Genomic DNA, 20,368 nt, shown 5'->3' with positions numbered 1-20,368 from the left:
TCCCCAAAAAGCTATATTTCATTCTTTATCCTCCAGATCCATTCTGAAAGACCAGTTTTTGATAGTTTTTGCTTTGTATTCAAGCGTTTCTTCTTTTATCAGCGTGAACCCGTTATTAGTATAAAAGTCCACATTTTTCTCAGAATTGGTAGTAACGGTTATCAGATTTCCGCCACTTGATCTTACCAACGGGATAACGAGATCCTTTATCTCTGACTTGAACCGGTCTTCAAAAGCTCCCCAAAAAAGAGGATATCCAACAAAAGACTCTGTGAAGACCTTTAATACCTCAGCTTCATATGAGCTTACATAACGCTTATACTCAATCATACTCATATTCTCCCAATGAACTGTAACATACTCCGAGAATATTATAACATAATTCACAAAAAAGTCAACAGCCTATTGCATTGGATCTTTCCCATCTGCTCTATATGGTTAGGCTCCATTAAACCTTCATTTGCGGCGGATTTAAGAAATCTGTCTGAAACCGGGCTATCCATAATACTTCATTCCTCTGTAGTTAAAAAAAGTGAATAGTGAACAGTACAAAAACGCCCTGAAAGGTATTCTGAACTATTCACTATTCACTTTTGGCTATAAACCAAGCCCCCGGCGCATTAGCGACGAGGGCGTATATGTGAGTGGCGAACGGAAAAGATGACATTCTTATTATTTGTTTTTTACTGTTTTTAGTGAAGCGATAAGTATTTTCTTTATTTCAAGACAATCGCAAAGCATAGACTCGCCGTGTTCTTTTTCAATGTATTCTGACAGTATAAGAAGTCTGAGCCAATACTCCGTCTCGGCTGTCTCTTTCAATGCTATCTGCATTTTAGATATAAAATCGTTTGTGCTTACTCCATAAGCTGCTTCATTAGCATTTGCACCAATGGAGGTGCCGCTCCTTATTATTTGTTTTGAAATAATACTTTCCTTTTTCTCTTTGGTTAGATATTGATATAGCTTAACTATCCGAGCAGCAAATTTCAGTGATTTATCAAGAAGCGGATTGTATTCCATAATATCAGCCCCAATAATTTAGTGAATAATGAAAAATGAATAATGAATAGTGAATAATACAGAAACGCCCAATTCAGCATTCTGCATTCTTCATTATTCATTATTCACTATTCATTAAGCCCCCGGCGCATTAGCGACGAGGGCGTTTCTGGTGGGAGAGGATGGATTCGAACCATCGAAGCTAGAAGCAACAGATTTACAGTCTGCCCCCTTTGGCCACTCGGGAACTCTCCCAATATTAAATTAGAAAAAATGGAGCTGGTGGACGGACTCGAACCCCCGACCTGCTGATTACAAATCAGCTGCTCTACCAACTGAGCTACACCAGCGTTATTCGCTATTCGTGTTTGGCAACATATCTATTTTAGCACAATATTGTCCGGATGTCAAGCGTTATTTATAATCTTTACAAATTGTTCATATACAGCTGTTTTCTTTGTAGCCATTGTCGCATTTAACAAACAATCGGCTCATATCTTGTCATTATTTACAAAGAATTTCTTTGGCTGTCACATTATGCTCACGGGAGGTGTCTTTATATACAGAGACTTGCAGCATCTTATAAATAATGCTATACTGAAATAAAGAGGAGGAATGTGCATATGCTGGCTGTGATGGCGCTGATAGACAACGATGCTGACAGGGAGCTGTTTGGGCAGATGTTTGAAAAGTATAAAAGCCGGGTCTATCTGACAGCTTACCGTGTGCTGTCAAGCGAAACACTTGCCGAAGAAGCCGCACAGGATACTTTCTTTCTGCTGGCAAAAAGCTTTGCTCTGCTAAAGACACTAAAGCCGCCCCAGCGTGAGCTGTATATTCTTATGACTGCAAAGCATACTGCCCTGAATAACCGCAGAAGCGAGAAAAAGCACCTTGCCTGCGAGCCTGTGAGCGAAGAGATACTTGACAACAGCAGTCTTGGCGACTATGAGCGTGCGGATATCCGTGCAGCGCTGGAGGAACTTGCCTTTGATGACAGAGCGGTTCTGTATCTGCACTATGTGATGCGCCTTGATTATAAGGCAGTCGGCAAAGCGCTCGGGATCACGGCATCAGCCGCAAGAAAGCGTGCCCAGTATGCAAGAGCACGCTTTAAGACCTGTCTGGAGGAAGGAAATAACAATGGATAAAAGAGATATACTTGCCGCCGAACTGACGGCGGTGTTTGAAGGTGAGCTTGCCCTGCCGAAAGCAGAGACAGAGCATATCTTTTCACACAAATTCAATAAAAAGATGTCACGCCTTATCAATGCTTTTCCGAGCAGAGCGGCGGTTTTTGCCGTGCAGCACAGAAGGCGCACCTGTGTATATGCTGCGCTGCTGGCAATTGCTATTCTGTCGCCCTTTGTTTACCGTGGCTTTATCGGCGTTTTCACACCAATGAGCGAGGATGATCCGCCGCCGCAGGGCTATGTCGAAATGCAAGGCGACTATGACATCTACGGAATGTACATAGAATACGCTCAGAGCTTCCATACCAAGCACGGGCCGTTTTTCTATAATGCTTCCCCCGACCTTACGGGCAAGATACACCCCGAGCCTTCACCGAACAGTATGTCGGTACGGGCTGCGCACATCTCCGACGGCAGATGCAAAAGCGATGCATTGCTGATAGTAAATATCAAAGACGACGGCGAGGTGAGAAAGCACGAGCTGACAAACGACAATATCCTATACACCGAGGCCGAGGTGATATATGACATTGAAGATAAAAACAGCGAGCTCAGTCCTAAAATGACCGTGACCCTCAGCCTGAATCTCGGCTGGGAAACCGACAGCATACGTTTTGAAAAGGGCAGGCGTATGCTCGTTATGGGGACAAAGCTCAACGACGGCAGCTATAGTCCTGTGTGGGGGCTTGACTCCTGCTTTTATATAAACGACAGCGGTGTGCAGTGTACAGAGCTTGCCGAGGGTACAGCCGATATCACCGTCACAAGCCTGACCGACACCCCTGCCTGCACAAAATACGACGGTCTGCCGTTATATGCTGCGGTGTACGATATGCAAAACGGCGAGGATATCCTCGATCACGAAAATGGCGACAGCAAATAACACTTATACGGTAATATAAAAAAGGAGCTTTCACAGCTCCTTTTTTGTTTATTGCTTGTTATACTTCTTTACAAAATCCGTGAGCTTGTTGTAGGTCTCAGCGGATATGACGTGTTCGACCTGGCAGGCGTCCTCAGCGGCGTTCTCCTCGCTGACATGAAGGATATCCTTAAAGAACTCCGTCAGCAGACAATGCCTGCCGTAAACGTCCTCTGCCTTCTCTCTGCCTACATCTGTGAGCAGCAGCGAGCCGTCCTTCTCGACGGTAATGAATCCCCCTTCTTTCAGGAGCGAGACTGCCCTGCTTACGCTCGGCTTTGAGAAACCAAGCTCATTTGCAACATCTATTGATCTTACCTGCGCCTTGCGCTTTCCTATCACGAGGATCGCTTCAAGATAATCCTCGCCCGATTTACGAAGTGACATTACCGATCATCCCTTTCTTTACAGCAAGAGTAATTATTCCTCCACAGTTCTGATGTGGAGCTCCTCAAGCTGGCTTTCATCTACCACTGCCGGGCACTGGCTCATAAGCTCGCTTGCATTCTGCACCTTCGGGAATGCAGTTACGTCTCTTAAGCTCTGTGTGCCGCAGATTATCATAGCTATTCTGTCAAGGCCTATGCCCATGCCGCCGTGCGGAGGTGCTGCATACTTATACGCATCAACAAGGAAGCCGAACTTCTGCTCGATCTCCTCCTTGCCCATGCCAAGCAGCTCGAACATCTTCTCCTGCAATGCACAGTCGGTTATTCTCATAGAGCCCGATGAGAGCTCGACACCGTTGAGAACAAGATCCCACGCCTTTGCTCTTACCTTGCCGGGGTCGCTTTCAAGATACTCGATGCACTCCTCCATAGGCATGGTGAAGGGGTGGTGCATAGCTACCCACTTGCCTGTCTCCTCATCAAGCTCGAAGAAAGGCATCTCTGTTATCCAGAGGAAATTATACTTGCTCTCGTCGATAAGCTCTAATCTCTTGCCCATGATAAGACGCAGTGCGCCGAGTGTCGGCAGAGTCACCTTATCCTTGTCGGCCACGATGATAACAACGTCGCCCTTCTCTGCACCGACAGCTGCGAGCATAGCTTCGAGCTCGCCTTCCTTCATAAACTTGGCAAACGAGCAGCTCGGTGCGTCCTCGACCCACCTTACATAAGCAAGGCCTTTAGCGCCTATGCCCTTTGCGTGCTCTGTGAGCTTGTCTATCTCTTTTCTTGTATAAACTGATGCTGCATTCTTTGCAACGACTGCTCTTACCGAACCGCCGTTGTGTACTGCGCCATTGAACACTACAAAATCAGTCTTCCCTGCCCAGTCAGAGATATCCTGTATCTCCATGCCGAAGCGTGTGTCAGGCTTATCCGAGCCGTAGCGGTTCATAGCGTCTGCAAATGTAAGTCTCGGGAGCGGAAGTGTTACGTCCTTGCCGAGAACCTCCTTGAAGAGCCTGCTTACGAAGCCCTCGATGCACTCCTGTATATCCTCCTGATCCACGAAGGACATTTCAAGGTCTATCTGTGTGAACTCAGGCTGTCTATCTGCTCTTAAGTCCTCGTCACGGAAGCATCTTGCAAGCTGGATATAGCGGTCAAAGCCGGATATCATGAGCAGCTGCTTGTATATCTGCGGAGACTGCGGCAGAGCGTAGAACTTGCCGGGGTGAACTCTCGAAGGAACAAGGTAGTCTCTTGCACCCTCGGGGGTGGACTTCATAAACATAGGTGTCTCTATCTCGATAAAGCCGTTCTCGTAGAAATAGTCTCTTGCGACCTTGGCTATATTATGTCTTGTGATGATGTTGTTCTGGAGCCTCGGGTTTCTCAGGTCGAGGTAGCGGTATTTGAGCTTTAATTCCTCATTTACCTTATCAGAGTTTGTCACCTCAAAAGGTGTTGTCTCAGCACGGGAGAGCACACGAAGGTCGGTAACGTGTATCTCTATCTGGCCTGTTTTGAGCTTGTCATTAACGCTCTCACGCTTTTTGACCTCGCCCTTTGCCATAAGCACGTCCTCAGCTCTTACTGTCTGTGCCTTTGCAAATATTTCTCTGTCTGTCTCGTCATTGAAGGTCAGCTGCACAAGGCCTGTCCTGTCACGCAGGTTGATGAAGATAAGGTTGCCCATATCTCTTACTCTGTCTGTAAATCCGCAGACAACTACCTCCTGCTCGTCATTCGGCACCTCGCCGCAGTAATGTGTTCTTTTCAGACCCTTCATAGTGTCGTTCATTGTATTTTACTTCCTTTCGGTAAATTTACTATTGACAATCGTTATTTAAAATGCTATAATATAAGTAACAAAGAGGTGCCTGCGGTAAGCGGTCTCCTCCAAAGACTGGTTTTTATAAGTAACCGCCTTATTCGGAGTAAGGCGGTTATTTCTTTTTGTTATTGCAAATACCGACCACAATATCAATTATGGTGGCTATCAATAAAAGTAACGTAAGTACCTCTATTACTGACATTCTTGCTCACCTCCTTGCGGAGGAAAAATCTGACCGCCAAAAAATAAAGAGTTTTACGGTTTTGCTTGCAAAATCGCTGATCAGATCAGCGAAGTAAAACTCTGGAGTGTCCGTTAAGGACACTCCAGACACCCGTGCTATAATTATACCACAGGTGTCTTTTTTTGTCAAATTATGCTACAGGCTCTCGATAAACGCCCTTATCACCTTTTTCTTGCCCTTGTCAAAGAAAAGCACGAACACGCCGAGAAGCAGCAGAACTGTCCCTGCGATAAACGCAGCCGTATTGTCAAGCGACAGGGCTATCAGTGCAAACATAAAAGTTATAACTACCCACACCGCCCCGAAAATATAGGCGGAAAGCGGCTTTCTGAAATGCCCGGATATCTTTGTGCCCTTGCCGTTCTTTGTGAGTTTCCCGTAAAAGCCCACCGAGCCGGTATCACGCTTGCCTGCCTCGTGGTAGAAGACGCTGAACCTGTCCTCGCCGCTGCGGCAGCCGTAAAACACCGACTGGGTCTTATACTTCTTGATGAATCTCGAGTTTGCCATGACGTTGGCGCTCGGGCGTTTTTGTATAAGTTCGCCGTCGAGCTTCCTTGCTATTTGCTTGACTGAGCCTGAGCTCTCATGCTCGAAGGAGACGGGTAATATTATAAGCATTTATTCCTTGTCCTCATAGTCCTCAGGGCGGAAGGGCTTTTCATTTATCCTTATCTCACCGCCGCCTGCAAGAGGATTTGCGAGCATTCCGTAGATAGTGCCACACATAGCGCACTGGAACTGGTGAAATATCCTGCCGGAATAGAACTTGCCGTCCTGGTCTACCACCTTGTCAAGTGGGCAGGTCTGGTAAAGCATCTCGACATTGCCCTGCACGAGCATATTCGTAACAGCATTTACCGCCATGATATATTCCATAGGGTTCTTAAACTCTATAAGAGGTATGTTTTCGCAAATAGGGCATCTCATTTCTGTTCTTCCTCCCTATCGAGCTTATCAAAGATACTTGCCATGAGAAGGTCGGAGAACTTATCACCGAAGCTGTCATCAAGCGCAAGCTCTGTCTGCTCGCCTGTAGTCATATTTTTGACCTTAACGGTCTTCTGTTCAAGCTCATTGTCACCGAGCACGATGACGAATTTAGCGCCTATCTTATCAGCATACTTCATCTGCGCCTTGAGCGAGCGGCCTATAAGGTCATATTCGGTATAGAAGCCCTCCTCACGCAGCCTTGCCACGAGAGAGGCGGCAGCTCTTGCAGCCTTGTCGCCCATAGGTGCGATATAGAGCTCGCAGCCCGAGGGCTGTTCAAACTCTACACCCTGGCTCTCCATTGTAAGGATAAGACGCTCCAAGCCCATGCCGAAGCCGAGCGCCGGTGTGGGTGCTCCGCCCAAAGTCTCGATAAGACCGTCGTAGCGTCCGCCGCCGCACACTGTACCCTGTGCGCCGATATCTGTAGTTATGAATTCAAACACCGTCTTGGTGTAGTAGTCAAGGCCTCTTACTATCTTGGGGTTTATCGAATACTCTATATTCATAGCCTTAAGGTTTTCCTGAAGCTCGTTAAAGTGCTCTTTGCACTCATCGCAGAGGTAATCGAGTATCACAGGTGCGTCCTTTGCTATCTCAGAGCATATGGGTGACTTGCAGTCGATTATCCTCATGGGGTTCTTGTCCAGACGCTCCTGGCAGGTCTCGCAGAGCTCAGCCTTACGGGGCGTGAAGTAATCGACAAGCGCCTTATGGAAATCAGCCCTGCACTTTTTACAGCCGATAGAGTTGATATTGAGCTGTATATTCTTAAGCCCTGCCCTGTCGATAACGCTCTTTGCGAGAGCTATGATATCGGCATCGGCTCTTGCGTTCTGAGCGCCTATCATCTCACAGCCGAACTGGTGGAACTCTCTTAAGCGCCCGGCCTGCGGCTTCTCGTGTCTGAAGCAGGAGAGCATATAGAACACCTTCTGCGGAAAGCCGTCGTTGAGTATGCCGTTCTCGATTATAGCTCTTATAGTTCCGGCAGTACCCTCCGGGCGCAGTGTGAATGTCGAATCGCCCGTTGCGGAAACGGTATACATCTCCTTCTGCACTACATCGGTAGTATCGCCTACCGACCTTACAAAAAGCCCTGTATCCTCAAATGTAGGTATCCTTATCTCACGGAAGCCGAACTGCTCGGCGGATTCCTTAGCCACACGCTCAACAGTGTGCCACTTATATATCTCAGCAGGGGTTATATCCTGCGTGCCCTTTGGTCTTTTCACGGTCAAAGCCATTATTATACGTCCTTTCAATATATCTTCACACAAAAATGCACTTATTCTATTATTATAGCACTATTTCACAGGAATTGCAAGGGGTTACACTCATTTGCTGCAGTTTTACACTTTTGCAACAATTAACAGACAAAGAACACCGCCGCTCCAGGGGGAGGAGCGGCGGTGCCTTTAATTATTTGGGTGCTATGCCGTTTGGCAAGAAATCATCATACTCTGCTTTCAACATAAGCCTTTGCAGCTGTGTAGTAAGAGTAGAGTGCCTTGACCATGTTCTTAGCTTCAACAGTATGCGTGCTGCTGTTTGCTACAGCCTCGCAGTAGTCGATAACGTTGTAGTTTTCAATTCTTATTGCATTGGGGCTGTCAGCCGTTTCTGCACCTTCAAAGCCGTATACAACGATACTGCCATTCTCTCTGTCAAGCTCGTATGCGAGCTCGGGAGATGCTTCGCAGTAATAGCCTATGCTGTTCTTCTTAAGCTTGCTCATAGATACAGGATCGTTTTCGCCTACCTTTACCTTGACTGCATTAAGCTCTGATGCAGTAAGGCTCGGGTCAACTGTGAAGTAGTGGCGTACATACAGGTCGCTCGTAGTCATTGTTGTAGAGCCCTTATATGTTACCTTAGCGCCCTCAGCAGCTGTAGGTCTTACAAATGTAGTAGCGCTCTTGGGAGCTACGCCTGATACGTCAACTGCTATGCCCTCACCGCTGTTAGCAAGGAGATCAATGTTGTTGCCGAGTGCTGTCTGAGTATAGCCGCCGTAGTTGAGCATTGCCTTAAGAACGTCTGAGCCGTCAAGGCCTGCCTCGATAGCAGCCTCAGCGTAGTCCTTGATGCTTCTTGTCTTGATGTCAACAGGGGTCTCAGAGTTTGCAAGATAAAGCTCTGCCGTGATCTCGGTAGCCATTTCGGAAGCCGTCAGCGGAAGTCTTACTCTGTAGTACTTGCCGTTCTTGTCGGCCTTGTTTATCTGCTTTGTAACAGTTACATCTTTGCCGTAGTGGTTATATGTGAATACTACATAAGCGCCCTCTGCGGTATAAACGTCCTTGGTCTCAACGAGGAAGTTGAACTCTACCTTTTCCTTGAAGCTGACAGTGTTAGCGGTGTGGAATCTTGCACCAGTAACAGAATAGTCTGCCTTTTCAAGGATAGAGTATGTTGTTGACCATGTTCTGGGATTATATGTGCTTGTGCCGGCTGCTGTTACCTCCAGCTCGTAGTTGCCTATCTCTGTAGGAGCCTCTGCGAGCACCTCGTTGGTATCAGTGTTGATGTACCTGTCGGTCCGATCGCCGTATAATGTACCGTTGATCTTCGGATTGTGTGCTGTGCCGTCATATACATAGTTGTCCACTGTTACGGTCCAAGTCTGATCTTTCTTTTCGGGAACATATTCATTGATCTTGGCGGTGACGCAAGCGGGGGCTACATCCTTGACCCTGTCGTTCCCGACTACCTTATACCATACATAGTATGTGTCGGCAGCCTGACCCTTTATATCAGTGGCTTTATCCGTCCAACCGCCAGTCGGAGCAGTTGTCGAATCTGTGCCGAGTGCATAATACAATGTGCCGCCGGTCGTCGAGCCTGCCGATATGAGTACCTGAGGTGTGTGGTTGTCTGTGAGCGTCAGGCCTAACGGCGGAGTTACTGTCGGCGTAGCCTTTGCTTCGATAGTCCATGATACTGGTTTTAATGCAGTTACATCAGTCGCATCATTTACATAGTTGCCCTTGAACTTAACATATATGTTACTATAATTGTTTGCAGCCGACTGACCAAATGCGTCTTTATCTCCGGCAGCTGCTACCACATCACCGTTCGCCTTACACAGATCATAATCCGTGCCACGTTTAAGAATGTTGTTTGTAGCACCGATCTTTGAATCAGTAATTGTTATTGTGGGCACAAAGACAGTATTATTTGTGTAGTCCTGTACAAAAGGTGTAGTAGTAGTGCTGTCGCCGTAGGTAACAGCTATACCGATTTCCGATGTATTATTGTTATATACTCTCGGCTTGACCTCAAACTGCAGATCGGTTATCCTGAATGTCTCAGTACCGGAGTCGTCAGTCAGAGTAACTGTGAGAGCAGCTTTGTATTTGCCCGCTGAATACGGGAGTCGGTTATTGAGTGCAGCACCGGTTAAAGGTAATGCGGTGTAAGTAATAGTGCCATAGGATACTGTAGTACCGGGAGCGTTGACTGCCTGTGTCGTGATCTTGGTAGAGATATCATCAAGGAAATACACATCTCCGATAGTAACAGATGCTAAGTTGGTAGGTGTGGTATTATTAATGATATTAGTATCAATACCTGTGATCGTCACACTCTGACCGTCGGTCGTACCCACGAGGTTTGTATAGTCGTATACGTGTGTAGCAGTTACCTTGTTTGTATTGTTGTCAATTGATAACGTATAGACATAGCCGCTGCTTGTCTGATTTTCAGCCGCAACAACTGTATGGCCGTCTGTAAAGCTGAGCTTGCCGTTTGATGTAATTCTTATCTTCTTTGTCGGGATAAAGTTGTATGTGTTTTCAAATGTTGTCGGAGCGATAGTCTCGCCTGTTACAAACTCACCGTTGCCGTCTGCATCATACTCTATCTTTGTTATCATGCTCTTTACAGCTTCGATATCAAGTGTAGACTTGATAGAGAAAGTGCCGTTTGCATTAGTGCCTGTGTAGTTGCCCTTACCTTTGAGAGTGATAACGCCGGTGTCGCAGCCTGCATTGACGTTGTTTGAATAGCTTACTGTATAGTCTTTGTCTTTGGTCAGTGTAGTTTCACCGTCTTTTACAGTGATAGCAGGTGTTTTAGCTGTTCCGTCAGCAGCAAGGGTCTCATCATCCACTGTTATGGTAACGTCCGCAATGCTCTTAGGCTGGATAGTAAATGTTGTGCTGCCTGTTACAAAAGCTGCGCTAGTCCCGTCTGAAACAGTTACTGTAGCAGTTCCGGCATTTATATTGTTTGAATAGCTTACAGTATAGTCAGTGTCTTTGGTCAGTACAGTATCACCGAACTTGACAACAACATCAGGTTTCTTTGCTGTTCCGTCGTAAACTATATCATCATTTGAAGCCAGCGTAACTGTTGCTGTAGTTAAGGCTGTTTCGGTAGTGAAAGTCTTTTTGGTGTTTGCTGTATCTGCTGTAAATGTATAGTTGCTGCCTGCCTTAGGAGCTACAGCGAACTGATAAGTGTTTTCTTGTCCAGCCACTTGTGAATAAGCTGTCGTGAAGTCTGTGCCCTCTACGAGAGTTACCTTCTGATAAGCGCTTGTGCTGGACTTCTGAGGATCAGTGAATTTGAATGAAACAACCGGCCTGCCGTTGGTAACAGTCACCTTAACACTATCTGCTGTAAGAAGAGTATCTATATTCTTAGCAGCTATCGTGAAGTCCTTAGTTGTAGTCTGATTCTCTGCAAACTTATAGTTACTGTTCTGGACAGTTATCCTGGCTGTATAAGCTCCGGCATTTGTGGGTGCTGTTGTTGAGTATGTAGTGTCAGCAGCATCTTTCACCTTATACTCATACTTGATAACGCCGCCGCTGGGGAGCGTTTCTGCTTCGTTTGTCGGTGCAGCAGTCACAGGGTGTGGCTGATAATTAAATGTTGAATCAGAAGCACTGATAGTCAGCACAGGCAGTGTAGCCTTCTCGATAGTCCATTCTACAGGAACATACGCATCACCAGTATTCATATAGTTGCCGATGAACTTCACATATACATTATATGTGCCTGCATTTGTCTGGCCGAGGTATTTAGCATCATTAGCAGCTGTTACCAAAGTATATGTGTCGTCAGTATTCTTCTTGTACAGCTCATAATCTGTGCCACGTTTGAGGGTCTTATCGCTGCCGGATATCTTTGTATCGGTGATAGTCACCTGAGGTGTCTGCTTATTGCCGTCATATGTGACTATGTTGTCGCCGCCAAAGTTCGTTATCGCAGCTGTGATCTTATCATCAGCATTGGTCTGATGCTTTGCATAGTTTCTCGGTGTGATGTTGAATGACTTGGTGAGCTCATACGACGCTTCCTGTGCGCTTGTGCTTACTGCTGCACGAGCTGTATATGTACCTACATTGACCGGTGTAGTCTCCTTCTCAAAGCCTTCCTCATCGGGAGCATAATACTTGATCGTCGAGCGGTTAGCAAGCTCATAAGCAGCGTCCACATCTACCCTGACATTATATTTATTTGTATCTTCACTTGCAGTAGCATTACCGGTCAGGGGCACAAGATACTCACGGTCGTTTGCCACTAATGTCGCAACAGTATAATCATTCTGCACAGGCCTTGTGTTCTTGTCGTGACCTACCAGCTTGTTGCCGTCTACGGCGAGTGTATAGTCATACACACGCTTTGCAGTAACGACATTCACGCCTGTGGGTATCTTGAATGTGTATACATAGCCTTTATTATCAAAGGTCTGAGTAAAGCCTGTAAGATCACTGCTTGTTCCTGCAACATTGCCCGATTTAGTAACAGTGAATACCAGCTTTGCATTTGAGTATATCTTTATTGTCTTGCCCTGTAAGTAATAGAGTGCAGTAGCAGGGGCAGGCTTCTCATTTTTAGTGTCGTTGTATGTGAATGTCTCTGCATCAGTATCAGCGATAGTGTCGTTGCCGTCTGCATCATACTCTATCTTGGTGATAGCCTTAGTTACCTTATCTCCCGAGGCATAGGTTGCGCTCTGATCGTCTGCGAGGTCGAGCTTAGCCTTGATGTTAATTGTACGGCTGCCGTGTACCGTTGTATCAATATAGCTTGAATCGCTGTCCCACATATAGTAAAGTGTATATGTTCCGGCATCTGTTGCATAGAGCGGAGCACAGGAAGCGTTGACAACGCCGCTGCTTGTGCTTCCTGCTACATAGTCATTTGCATTTTGAGCTGTGCGTGTATACCAGTATGTAAAATAGCTTGAATCTATAGTACAGCCAAACAGACCGTTGATAGTATTCGGCTCAATAAGCAGCTGCGATTGCCCGGTATATACCATATCGGTTTTCGCAACAGGATCAAAAATCGCATTGCAGCCGTAGGATCCGGCAGGGTGGTTTACACCGTTACTGTAGCCTGCAGCTTGTTCGCAAACCGGTTTTTGGATAGATGTATTACCGGCCTGATAAAGGTGTCGGTCACAAATATATGCAGCCCCGGTCACTCTCACATTACCAAGAACGATAGTTCCGGTGTAGCCGCCGGACTTGCCGCCGATATCATCAATAGTGCCGACTGTACCGTTGATGACGGTTATCTTCGCATTATCTCCACCTTTGTTGCGCAGATGAAGTGTAGAAATAGTATAACCGTTCAGATCAATTATACCGGTTTTATTACGGGTGATAACTACTGTTCCGTTCAGATTACTGGTCAATTTCAGTATGTCGGAGGAACCATTATTGAAATCAGTAATGGCAGAATTTGTTATCGGAGCTGAGATAGAAACCGTTGCCTGAACCGGATCGGACGGCCCGTAGTTATCTACACCATTTTCATTATCACCGTTAGCACGGTACCAGAAAGTGTAGTTGCCTGCAGCTGTACCGGTAGGCACTGCCGTATCCCAAGTACCGTCTGTTCCATCCCAATCCATGCTGTACTCAAAATGACCATGCTCTGTTGCAGGTGAATCAAATACGAGCGGCTGAGCCGTGCCTTCAGGCGTAAGACCTACTGCGAATTCCGGTGCATTTGTGAAAGTATCAGGGGCCTGTTTGATCTTTACATTCTCAACAGTATTTGGATTGGTTTGTGAACCGCTCGCAGCATAGTTAGTAGTTTCATCAGAATACCACTGTACCGTATAATCGCCTGCATTGATAGCTTGGGGTATCGTTGTACCCCATGTGCCATTGCCGACTCTATAGTGAACAGTTGCACCGTAGGTATTAGTTACGGTGACAAGATCCTGTTCAGTGTCAGGTGTATATGTAACATCTTTTGCTGCTACGGTAACGCCAGAAGTAGTTGCCTGTTCGATAGTGAACTGCCAATCTTCATTATGCAGCACATTTGTAGTTTCAAGATAGTTACCACCCTCTGAAACAGTGATACCGACATAATATGTACCTACGTTTTTTCTGTCAGTAACCTCAGAAGTACAGGAAGCATCAGAATAATATTTAACGTATATAACACCCATGCCCTCTTTGTTAGACGTGACGGTCGCCACCTTATTCTCATTGCTATAAGACAGATCCACGGGTGGCGAAAAGTTGAAGTCATTTGCCGAAGGTTCGTCCTTAGCCTTCGCCAAAATAGTACTATCCTTCACAAAATCCACAATAGGCTGCACTGGTGCAGCGCCGGATATAACGAGAACTGCGCAGACACCTGCGACTGCTCTTTTCATGTTGTTGCTTAAATTTCTTGCCATTATTTTTTCCCCCTATCTTTTTTTCAATAAGTTTGCGCAGCTTGCCGCTGCAATTGATCCAGTTTTCATACCAAGTTCCTCCCGGTAAAAAATGTGCAGGCCATTTCGGCAGCCTGTGTGTTATTTGGCTCTGCCCGGCCTGCGCACATTGGCCGGGAAAAACCGCATAGAAAACGCCGCCTTGCAGGCATAGCGAAGCTAAACCCGCAAAGCGGCGTATATCTGACATATTGTGTTGGCGGTGCGATGAGAATGCGCAGCTGTGCTCTGCTCTGCTGTGAACAACATAGCTCTGCCTGCCATTTTCGCCAACCCCTTTCCGGTGCAAATTTACATATGCTTTACACAATGTATATATAGTTTTTGTAACTATATGGATATTATACCACAAATTTCACAAATAATCAATATCTTTCCGGAAATATAGGTAGAATTTACTTTTTATACATATTATTTACAGATATAGGAAGCCAAACTCTGGGTTTGTCGTTTGTAGGGCGCTTTTTCACCCTCGTTGTACATTTTCTCGTAACATTCGGCACATTTTTAATGCATTTTTTAGATAATTATCTTAACATTATTTACGCAATATTCCCAAACAGCCCATATTGGTTAATGGCAAAAACAAATAACAAAATCCGGCGCTATACCCCCTCCTCTGCCAGCAGCCTTCTCAGGCTCTCCTCAAATCTTTTGTCGTCCTCGTGGGTGCGTTTGCGTGGGCCTTTGAGGTGGTTCTTGCTCTTTCTGCGCTGTACTTTGGCTATGTGGCGGCTTTCGAGCAGGCCGCTGATGTTGTCGTCCGAGTATACCCTGCCGCTCTGATGAAGCGCCCTCGCCCCCTTGCCGAGCGCCATAGCCGCCACGCCGTAATCCTGCGTTATCACGACATCTCCAGCCCGGCAGAGGTTTATCAGGGCTATGTCAACGGCATCAGCCCCGGCACCTATTATCTTCACCTCGCTGTAGTCAGATGTCAGCACATGGTTGGTGTCGCACAGCAGCACGACAGGTATGCTTTTCTCTTTTGCAACTCTTTCTGCAATGCGTGTCACAGGGCAGGCATCAGCGTCAATGTATATGGTCATGTCATCATTCCTTATTATAAAAGCCCCGAAGGCTCGGGGCTTTTTTCTCTCAGGTCTTGAAATCGGTCGGGTAATGTGCTATAATATATTTATTGATTGTTACCGATTGTTGTAACAGATGCATATTGATTATGCTTGCTTTACAAAATGCGTCATGTGTACTCTTTCAGCATATTCATAGTGCGCTCAAAGGTCTCCACCCTCGTGTCATTTCCCGACACGAAGGAGATATATGTGTCCCCTCCCCGCTCAAACGCCCCGAGGAAGCCGCTTCCTGCGCCGGTCGTGGTTCCGGTCTTTAGCCCTATGCAGTCAGGCAGATAATACTCAGAGCCTGTGTCACGCATGAGGTTGGTGGTGAGCCACACTAAATGCTCGCCCGATACGATGTCGGTTATTTTATTCGAGAGCACGGTCGTTTCCCTGATAGCCGGGATATTCAGAGCGTGAACACCGAGCTTTATCAGGTCAGCTGCGGTGACATACTGCCCCTCGTCGTCCTGACCGTCGGGGGTGACAAAGCGGCTGTCATTCATGCCTATCTTTCCGGCGTATTCGTTCATGAGCGAGACAAAGCATTCGACCGCCTGCAAAGCGTTCATCTCTCTGTCAGGAAAGGCTGCCATTGCAGCAGCAGCGGCTATCGTATACGCCGCATCGCACCCCGAGGAGAGCAGCGCCCCTGCGAGCAGGTCTTTCAGATACACCCTGTAGCCGGGGAACACCAGCGCAAGGCTTGAATGCTCATCTATCAGGTGATATTCGTCGCCTACCGTTATCACATCGTCAGGCGAGAGAAACTGCAAGGCCGTGCAGGCACAAAGCAGCTTTGTCACACTCGCAGGGTATATGCGTGCGCTGATACTGTCAGCAAGAAGATACTTCCCCTGCCCGACACTGTAAAGCGCTGATACTTTTTTTCTGTATTCCGGCACCATGTTTTTCTGTTCCATTATTCCCTCCTGTAAAATCATCATCACTCAGGTGGTTTTTTACTATTATAACATCATTTCAGATTTAATGCAAGCAACAATTTTTATAAAGAGGTAAATATCCATGCATACGATACTGTTTGCCCTGCTGATTGCCATAGCTTCGGCGGCGGCACTTGTGCTCCTTGCGGCAGCGTTTTTCATTATTTATGCACATATGCTCATGAAAAAAAGGCCGCTTATGAGCTTTTACAACGAAAGAAGCGCTCAGGCAGATTACTGCCCCTACGACCAGCTCCCCGACAAAATGAAAGAATACATAGTTATCGTTGAGGACGAGCACTTTTTTGAGCACAAGGGCTACAGAAAAGAAGCTATAAAAAACGCATTCCGCCACAACCGCAAGGTTAGAAGGATAGTCATAGGCGGCAGCACGATAACTCAGCAGCTTGTGAAAAACATATACTTTCACTTCCGCAAGAGCTACTTCCGCAAGATAATAGAGCTGATTATCGCCGTCAAAGCCGAGCGGATACTTGGCAAGGAAAAGATCCTCGAGCTGTATCTCAACATGATATACTACGGCAACGGCAAATACGGCATCTGCGATGCAGCAAGGTTTTATTTTGACAAGGACGTGCGCAAGCTCAGCATAAACCAGATGTTCATTCTCGCCTGCGTCGTTTCAGCACCCACCGCCGGCAACCCCGTGCAGCACCCCGAGGTGTTTGAGCGCCTGCGCAACAGGTGGCTTGACCTTGTGCTGGACGGCCGCCACGTCGTTCCCGAAGAAGATGCTGCCGTGATACGCCAGTACACCGCCGTGAGGCTTGACCCCGAGCTTCATGAAAACGACGAGACCACAAGGGATTTTCCGCAGACGATACCGCTTATAAACGAACGCTTCGGCCCAGAGGCCGCAGGATAAGCGTAAGACAGCAAAGATAAGGTGTTATTATGGAACTTAACCGCAAAAACATATCATCAGCTTCCGAGGAAGCCTACAGCTTTCTTGAAAGAAGCGGAATAGATGCAAAGACCAGGCTCAGGTTCAAGCTGCTGCTTGAAGAGCTGCTGCTCGATTACATGAGCATAAACGGCAGCAAAGAATTCAGGATAGTATATAAGAGCCGCCTTAAAAAGATATCTGTCAGTGTAACAGTTGACGGCAAGAGCTGTGACCTTTTATCAGAAGGCAGAAACAAGATACAGAGCAGGATAATGTCATCTCTTGACTGCCCTCCCACCTGGGAGTTCAAAGGTAAAAAGAACGTCATAGTATACTCTCCGCAGGTGCCGCACGTAGATTTCAAAATGACAAAAGAGATACTGAAATACATGATGAAAAAGAAAAAGAGCTTTGTTGCTGCTTGCATTCTTCGTGCATTTCAGATGTTTTTCAACGTGCTGGAGCCGATAATCTCGGCACAGATAATCATTGCATACTCAGGCTCTGAGATAAAGAAGATATACCTCGCTGCCGGGCTGCTGCTGTTGCAGGCGGTCGCTGCGAGCTTTCTCAATTACATCACGAGCAAGATGCTGCGAGCCTCATACGGTGAGATGATAAAGCAGATGAAATACGACCTCACCGAAAACATCATGCGTGTCAGGACAGACTGCATGGACGAGAACGGCACCGGCGTATTCACCCAGCGTCTTATCAACGAGACTGAGAAGGTAGTTGACAGCATCGACGAGATACTTGCTGCAAGCACCGAGCTTCTGCGGCTCATAAGCCTTCTTGCGGCGTTTGCGCTCGTGTCGGTAAAGATGCTCGTATTTGAGATAGTGCTGTTTACTATCTACTTCCTGATACAGAGGTCGCACCACATCAACCTGACTGACGATATGCGCCGCTGCAGCAGCGCTATCGAAAGGCACACGAGCTTTACCGGAGAAATGGTGCGTGCTCACCGTGACATAAAGCTGATGCACTGCGAGCAGAGCTTTATGACAAAGCTGCGCTCAAGCATCGACGAAAGCGTAGACCTTGTTTCGGATATGCGTTTTCGGTCTATGCGGTTTATCCTGCTGAGGACACAGTTTGTCGGCTGGACTAACTTTATGTACATGGCACTTCTTGCGCTTCAGATGTCGCTCGGCAAGATGTCACCTTCATCTGCGCTGATACTCTATAACTACAACGGCAGAGTTTACACCTGCTCGCAGTCGATATCCTCGATGATGTCCTCTGTTTACAACCTGGGGCTCGCATCAGAGCGTATATTCCAGCTGATGAACAGCGACGACTATGAAAAGGAAGTCTTCGGTGACAAGCACCTTGATACAGTCAAAGGCGATATCGAGCTGCACGATGTTCACTTCTCCTACAGGCGTGCAAACGGCTCTAAGGTGTCAGTTTTAAACGGCATCGACCTGCACATCAAGGCAGGAGAGTTCGTAGCCTTCGTAGGCCAGAGCGGCTGCGGAAAGAGCACGATACTCTCGCTCATATCCCGTCTGTACGAGCCCGACAGCGGAACGATAACCCTTGACGGCTGCGATATAAAAGAGCTTGACCAGGACACCGTGCGTGGCAGCATACAGATGGTGAGCCAGATGCCGTATATCTTCAATATGAGTATAAGAGACAACCTCGCCGTAGTCAAGGACGACCTTTCAGACGAGGAAATGATAAATGCCTGCAAGATAGCCTGCATACACGACGACATAATGAGGCTGCCGCAGACGTATGACACGGTTGTCGGCGAGGGCGGCATAAGCCTTTCGGGCGGCCAGCGCCAGAGGCTTGCAATAGCAAGGAGTATCGTCCGCAGCCACCCGATAATGATGCTCGACGAGGCGACATCTGCGCTTGACAACATCACTCAGGCAAAGATACGTGAGGCGATAGACGATATGCAGGGCAGCCGCACTATCATCATGATAGCGCACAGGCTCTCGACTGTTATCAACTGCAAGCACCTGTTCTTCATCTCCGAGGGCAGAGTGCTGGCCGAGGGCTCGCATCAGGAGCTGCTCGAAAACTGCCCCGAATACAGGCAGCTGTATTCTGAGGAGATAACAGACGCCGAATAATACCGTGGCCAACTGACAGCTGCGGTGCATTAGCACACATTCCTAAAAAAGCAAGCGCCCCGAAGTTTTTCGGGGCGTTATTTCATGTCATTTCATTTTTGCGCTTTATTCTTTTCTTCCCTGCTTTCATCAAGGCGGTTGTAGATATTTGCAAGCACAGCGCCTGAGATGTTATGCCATACCGAGAATATCGCACCGGGGACAGTCGCCATTGCAAGGTCAGGGAAAGCTGTTCCTGCAAGCGAGGTCGCAAGGCCGGAATTCTGCATACCTATCTCTACAGACAGAGCCTTTGTCCTTGGCAGGTCTGCTTTTATCAGCTTTCCGACAGCATATCCGCACAGATAGCCGAGCAGATTGTGAAGTATCACGACCACGAACACTATAGCGCCTGTGGTAAGTATCTTCTCGGAATTGTGAGACACCACAGATGCTATGATAAGGCAGATAGCCGTTACCGAGACAAGCGGCAGCGCCTTTGCGGCCGACTCGGTGAACTTGCTAAAGAACATATTGATAACAAGGCCAAGCAGTATAGGTATTATCACGACCTGAACTATGGATATAACCATGCTTTTTATATCGACCTTGACGCTTGTGTTTAAAAACAGATATGTCACCGCCGGGGTGAGCAGCGGCGCAAGCAGTGTGTTGACGCTCGTCATGCCTACCGACAGTGCAACATCGCCCTTTGAAAGATATGTTATGACGTTGCTTGAAGTTCCTCCCGGGCAGGTGCCGACCAGTATCACGCCGACAAGCAACGCTGTGTCGAGAGCGAACACCTTGCCAAGGCAGAACGCCAGCGTCGGCATTATCGTAAACTGCGCAATGCAGCCTATGATTATCCCCTTAGGGTCGGTGAACACGCATTTTAGGTCGTCCTTTTTGAGCGTAAGCCCCATTCCGAACATTACCGCCATTAGCAGATAGTTTATCCACGTTGTCTGCACCCACAAAGCGCTGCCCGGCAAAAACAATGATACAGCGGCGACTGCCAGCACAATGACCGCCATATATTTTCCTAAAAAAGCACTGATGCTTTCAAGAACTTTCATTACTTTACTAC

15 protein-coding genes and 2 tRNA genes are annotated in these 20,368 nt (G+C 47.2%); 4 read left to right on the top strand and 13 right to left on the bottom strand.

Going from position 1 to position 20,368, the window contains the following annotated elements; translation table 11 throughout:
- Positions 1 to 18 precede the first annotated feature (18 nt).
- From CD05_RS16775 to CD05_RS0100345, 4 genes are all read right to left on the bottom strand, one after another.
- On the bottom strand, positions 19 to 330 hold the full coding sequence (locus CD05_RS16775; protein ID WP_037322700.1) for a hypothetical protein: 312 nt from the start codon (positions 328 to 330) through the stop codon (positions 19 to 21).
- 342 nt (positions 331 to 672) lie between these two features.
- Positions 673 to 1,023 carry a four helix bundle protein gene (locus CD05_RS0100355; protein WP_028508824.1) on the bottom strand — a complete coding sequence of 117 codons (351 nt, stop codon included), beginning with the start codon at positions 1,021 to 1,023 and terminating at the stop codon, positions 673 to 675.
- 149 nt (positions 1,024 to 1,172) lie between these two features.
- Positions 1,173 to 1,257: transfer RNA gene (locus CD05_RS0100350), tRNA-Tyr, on the bottom strand.
- A 19-nt stretch (positions 1,258 to 1,276) separates the two neighbouring features.
- Positions 1,277 to 1,352, bottom strand: a tRNA-Thr gene (locus tag CD05_RS0100345).
- A gap of 273 nt (positions 1,353 to 1,625) precedes the next feature.
- Between CD05_RS0100345 and CD05_RS0100340 the strand changes: the two genes are divergently transcribed.
- Entirely contained in the window at positions 1,626 to 2,153 is a 528-nt protein-coding gene (locus CD05_RS0100340) for a sigma-70 family RNA polymerase sigma factor (RefSeq protein WP_028508823.1), read from the top strand.
- Positions 2,146 to 3,078: a hypothetical protein gene (locus CD05_RS0100335; protein ID WP_028508822.1), complete on the top strand. Its 933-nt coding sequence runs from the start codon at positions 2,146 to 2,148 to the stop codon at positions 3,076 to 3,078. The genes CD05_RS0100340 and CD05_RS0100335 overlap by 8 nt, the downstream gene beginning before the upstream one ends.
- 48 nt (positions 3,079 to 3,126) lie before the next feature.
- On the opposite strand, the gene CD05_RS0100330 is transcribed toward CD05_RS0100335, so the two are convergent.
- From CD05_RS0100330 to CD05_RS19280, 8 genes are all read right to left on the bottom strand, one after another.
- Entirely contained in the window at positions 3,127 to 3,504 is a 378-nt protein-coding gene (locus tag CD05_RS0100330; RefSeq protein WP_028508821.1) for a metal-dependent transcriptional regulator, read from the bottom strand.
- Positions 3,505 to 3,537: 33 nt separating this feature from the next.
- On the bottom strand, positions 3,538 to 5,310 hold the full coding sequence (aspS, locus tag CD05_RS0100325; RefSeq protein ID WP_028508820.1) for an aspartate--tRNA ligase: 1,773 nt from the start codon (positions 5,308 to 5,310) through the stop codon (positions 3,538 to 3,540).
- A 412-nt stretch (positions 5,311 to 5,722) separates the two neighbouring features.
- Positions 5,723 to 6,208, bottom strand: a complete 486-nt coding sequence (locus CD05_RS0100315; RefSeq protein ID WP_028508819.1) for a hypothetical protein — start codon at positions 6,206 to 6,208, stop codon at positions 5,723 to 5,725.
- Positions 6,209 to 6,517, bottom strand: a complete 309-nt coding sequence (locus CD05_RS0100310) for a hypothetical protein (RefSeq protein ID WP_028508818.1) — start codon at positions 6,515 to 6,517, stop codon at positions 6,209 to 6,211.
- Positions 6,514 to 7,827, bottom strand: coding sequence for a histidine--tRNA ligase (gene hisS / locus CD05_RS16770; protein WP_037322698.1), 1,314 nt, complete (start codon positions 7,825 to 7,827; stop codon positions 6,514 to 6,516). Before hisS ends, CD05_RS0100310 begins: the two co-directional genes overlap by 4 nt.
- A gap of 209 nt (positions 7,828 to 8,036) precedes the next feature.
- A complete protein-coding gene (locus CD05_RS0100300; RefSeq protein WP_028508817.1) occupies positions 8,037 to 14,237 on the bottom strand; it encodes a hypothetical protein in 6,201 nt (2,066 codons plus the stop codon).
- Positions 14,238 to 14,881: 644 nt separating this feature from the next.
- Complete coding sequence (locus tag CD05_RS0100295; RefSeq protein WP_028508816.1) at positions 14,882 to 15,325, bottom strand: YaiI/YqxD family protein; 444 nt, start codon at positions 15,323 to 15,325, stop codon at positions 14,882 to 14,884.
- A gap of 152 nt (positions 15,326 to 15,477) precedes the next feature.
- Positions 15,478 to 16,278 carry a D-alanyl-D-alanine carboxypeptidase gene (locus tag CD05_RS19280; protein ID WP_028508815.1) on the bottom strand — a complete coding sequence of 267 codons (801 nt, stop codon included), beginning with the start codon at positions 16,276 to 16,278 and terminating at the stop codon, positions 15,478 to 15,480.
- A gap of 103 nt (positions 16,279 to 16,381) precedes the next feature.
- Between CD05_RS19280 and CD05_RS0100285 the strand changes: the two genes are divergently transcribed.
- Together CD05_RS0100285 and CD05_RS19275 are read left to right on the top strand one after the other, a co-directional pair.
- Entirely contained in the window at positions 16,382 to 17,185 is an 804-nt protein-coding gene (locus CD05_RS0100285; RefSeq protein WP_028508814.1) for a biosynthetic peptidoglycan transglycosylase, read from the top strand.
- A 29-nt stretch (positions 17,186 to 17,214) separates the two neighbouring features.
- Positions 17,215 to 19,299: an ABC transporter ATP-binding protein gene (locus CD05_RS19275; protein WP_051588729.1), complete on the top strand. Its 2,085-nt coding sequence runs from the start codon at positions 17,215 to 17,217 to the stop codon at positions 19,297 to 19,299.
- Between the two features lie 92 nt (positions 19,300 to 19,391).
- Here CD05_RS19275 and CD05_RS0100275 read toward each other — a convergent pair whose 3' ends face one another.
- Positions 19,392 to 20,357, bottom strand: a complete 966-nt coding sequence (locus tag CD05_RS0100275; protein ID WP_028508813.1) for a bile acid:sodium symporter family protein — start codon at positions 20,355 to 20,357, stop codon at positions 19,392 to 19,394.
- Positions 20,358 to 20,368 lie beyond the last annotated feature (11 nt).

It is taken from the genome of Ruminococcus sp. NK3A76, assembly GCF_000686125.1.
Classification (GTDB): Bacteria; Bacillota; Clostridia; order Oscillospirales; family Ruminococcaceae; genus NK3A76.
Note: the sequence above shows the minus strand (reverse complement) of the source record. Positions and strands in the feature narration are given on the sequence as shown.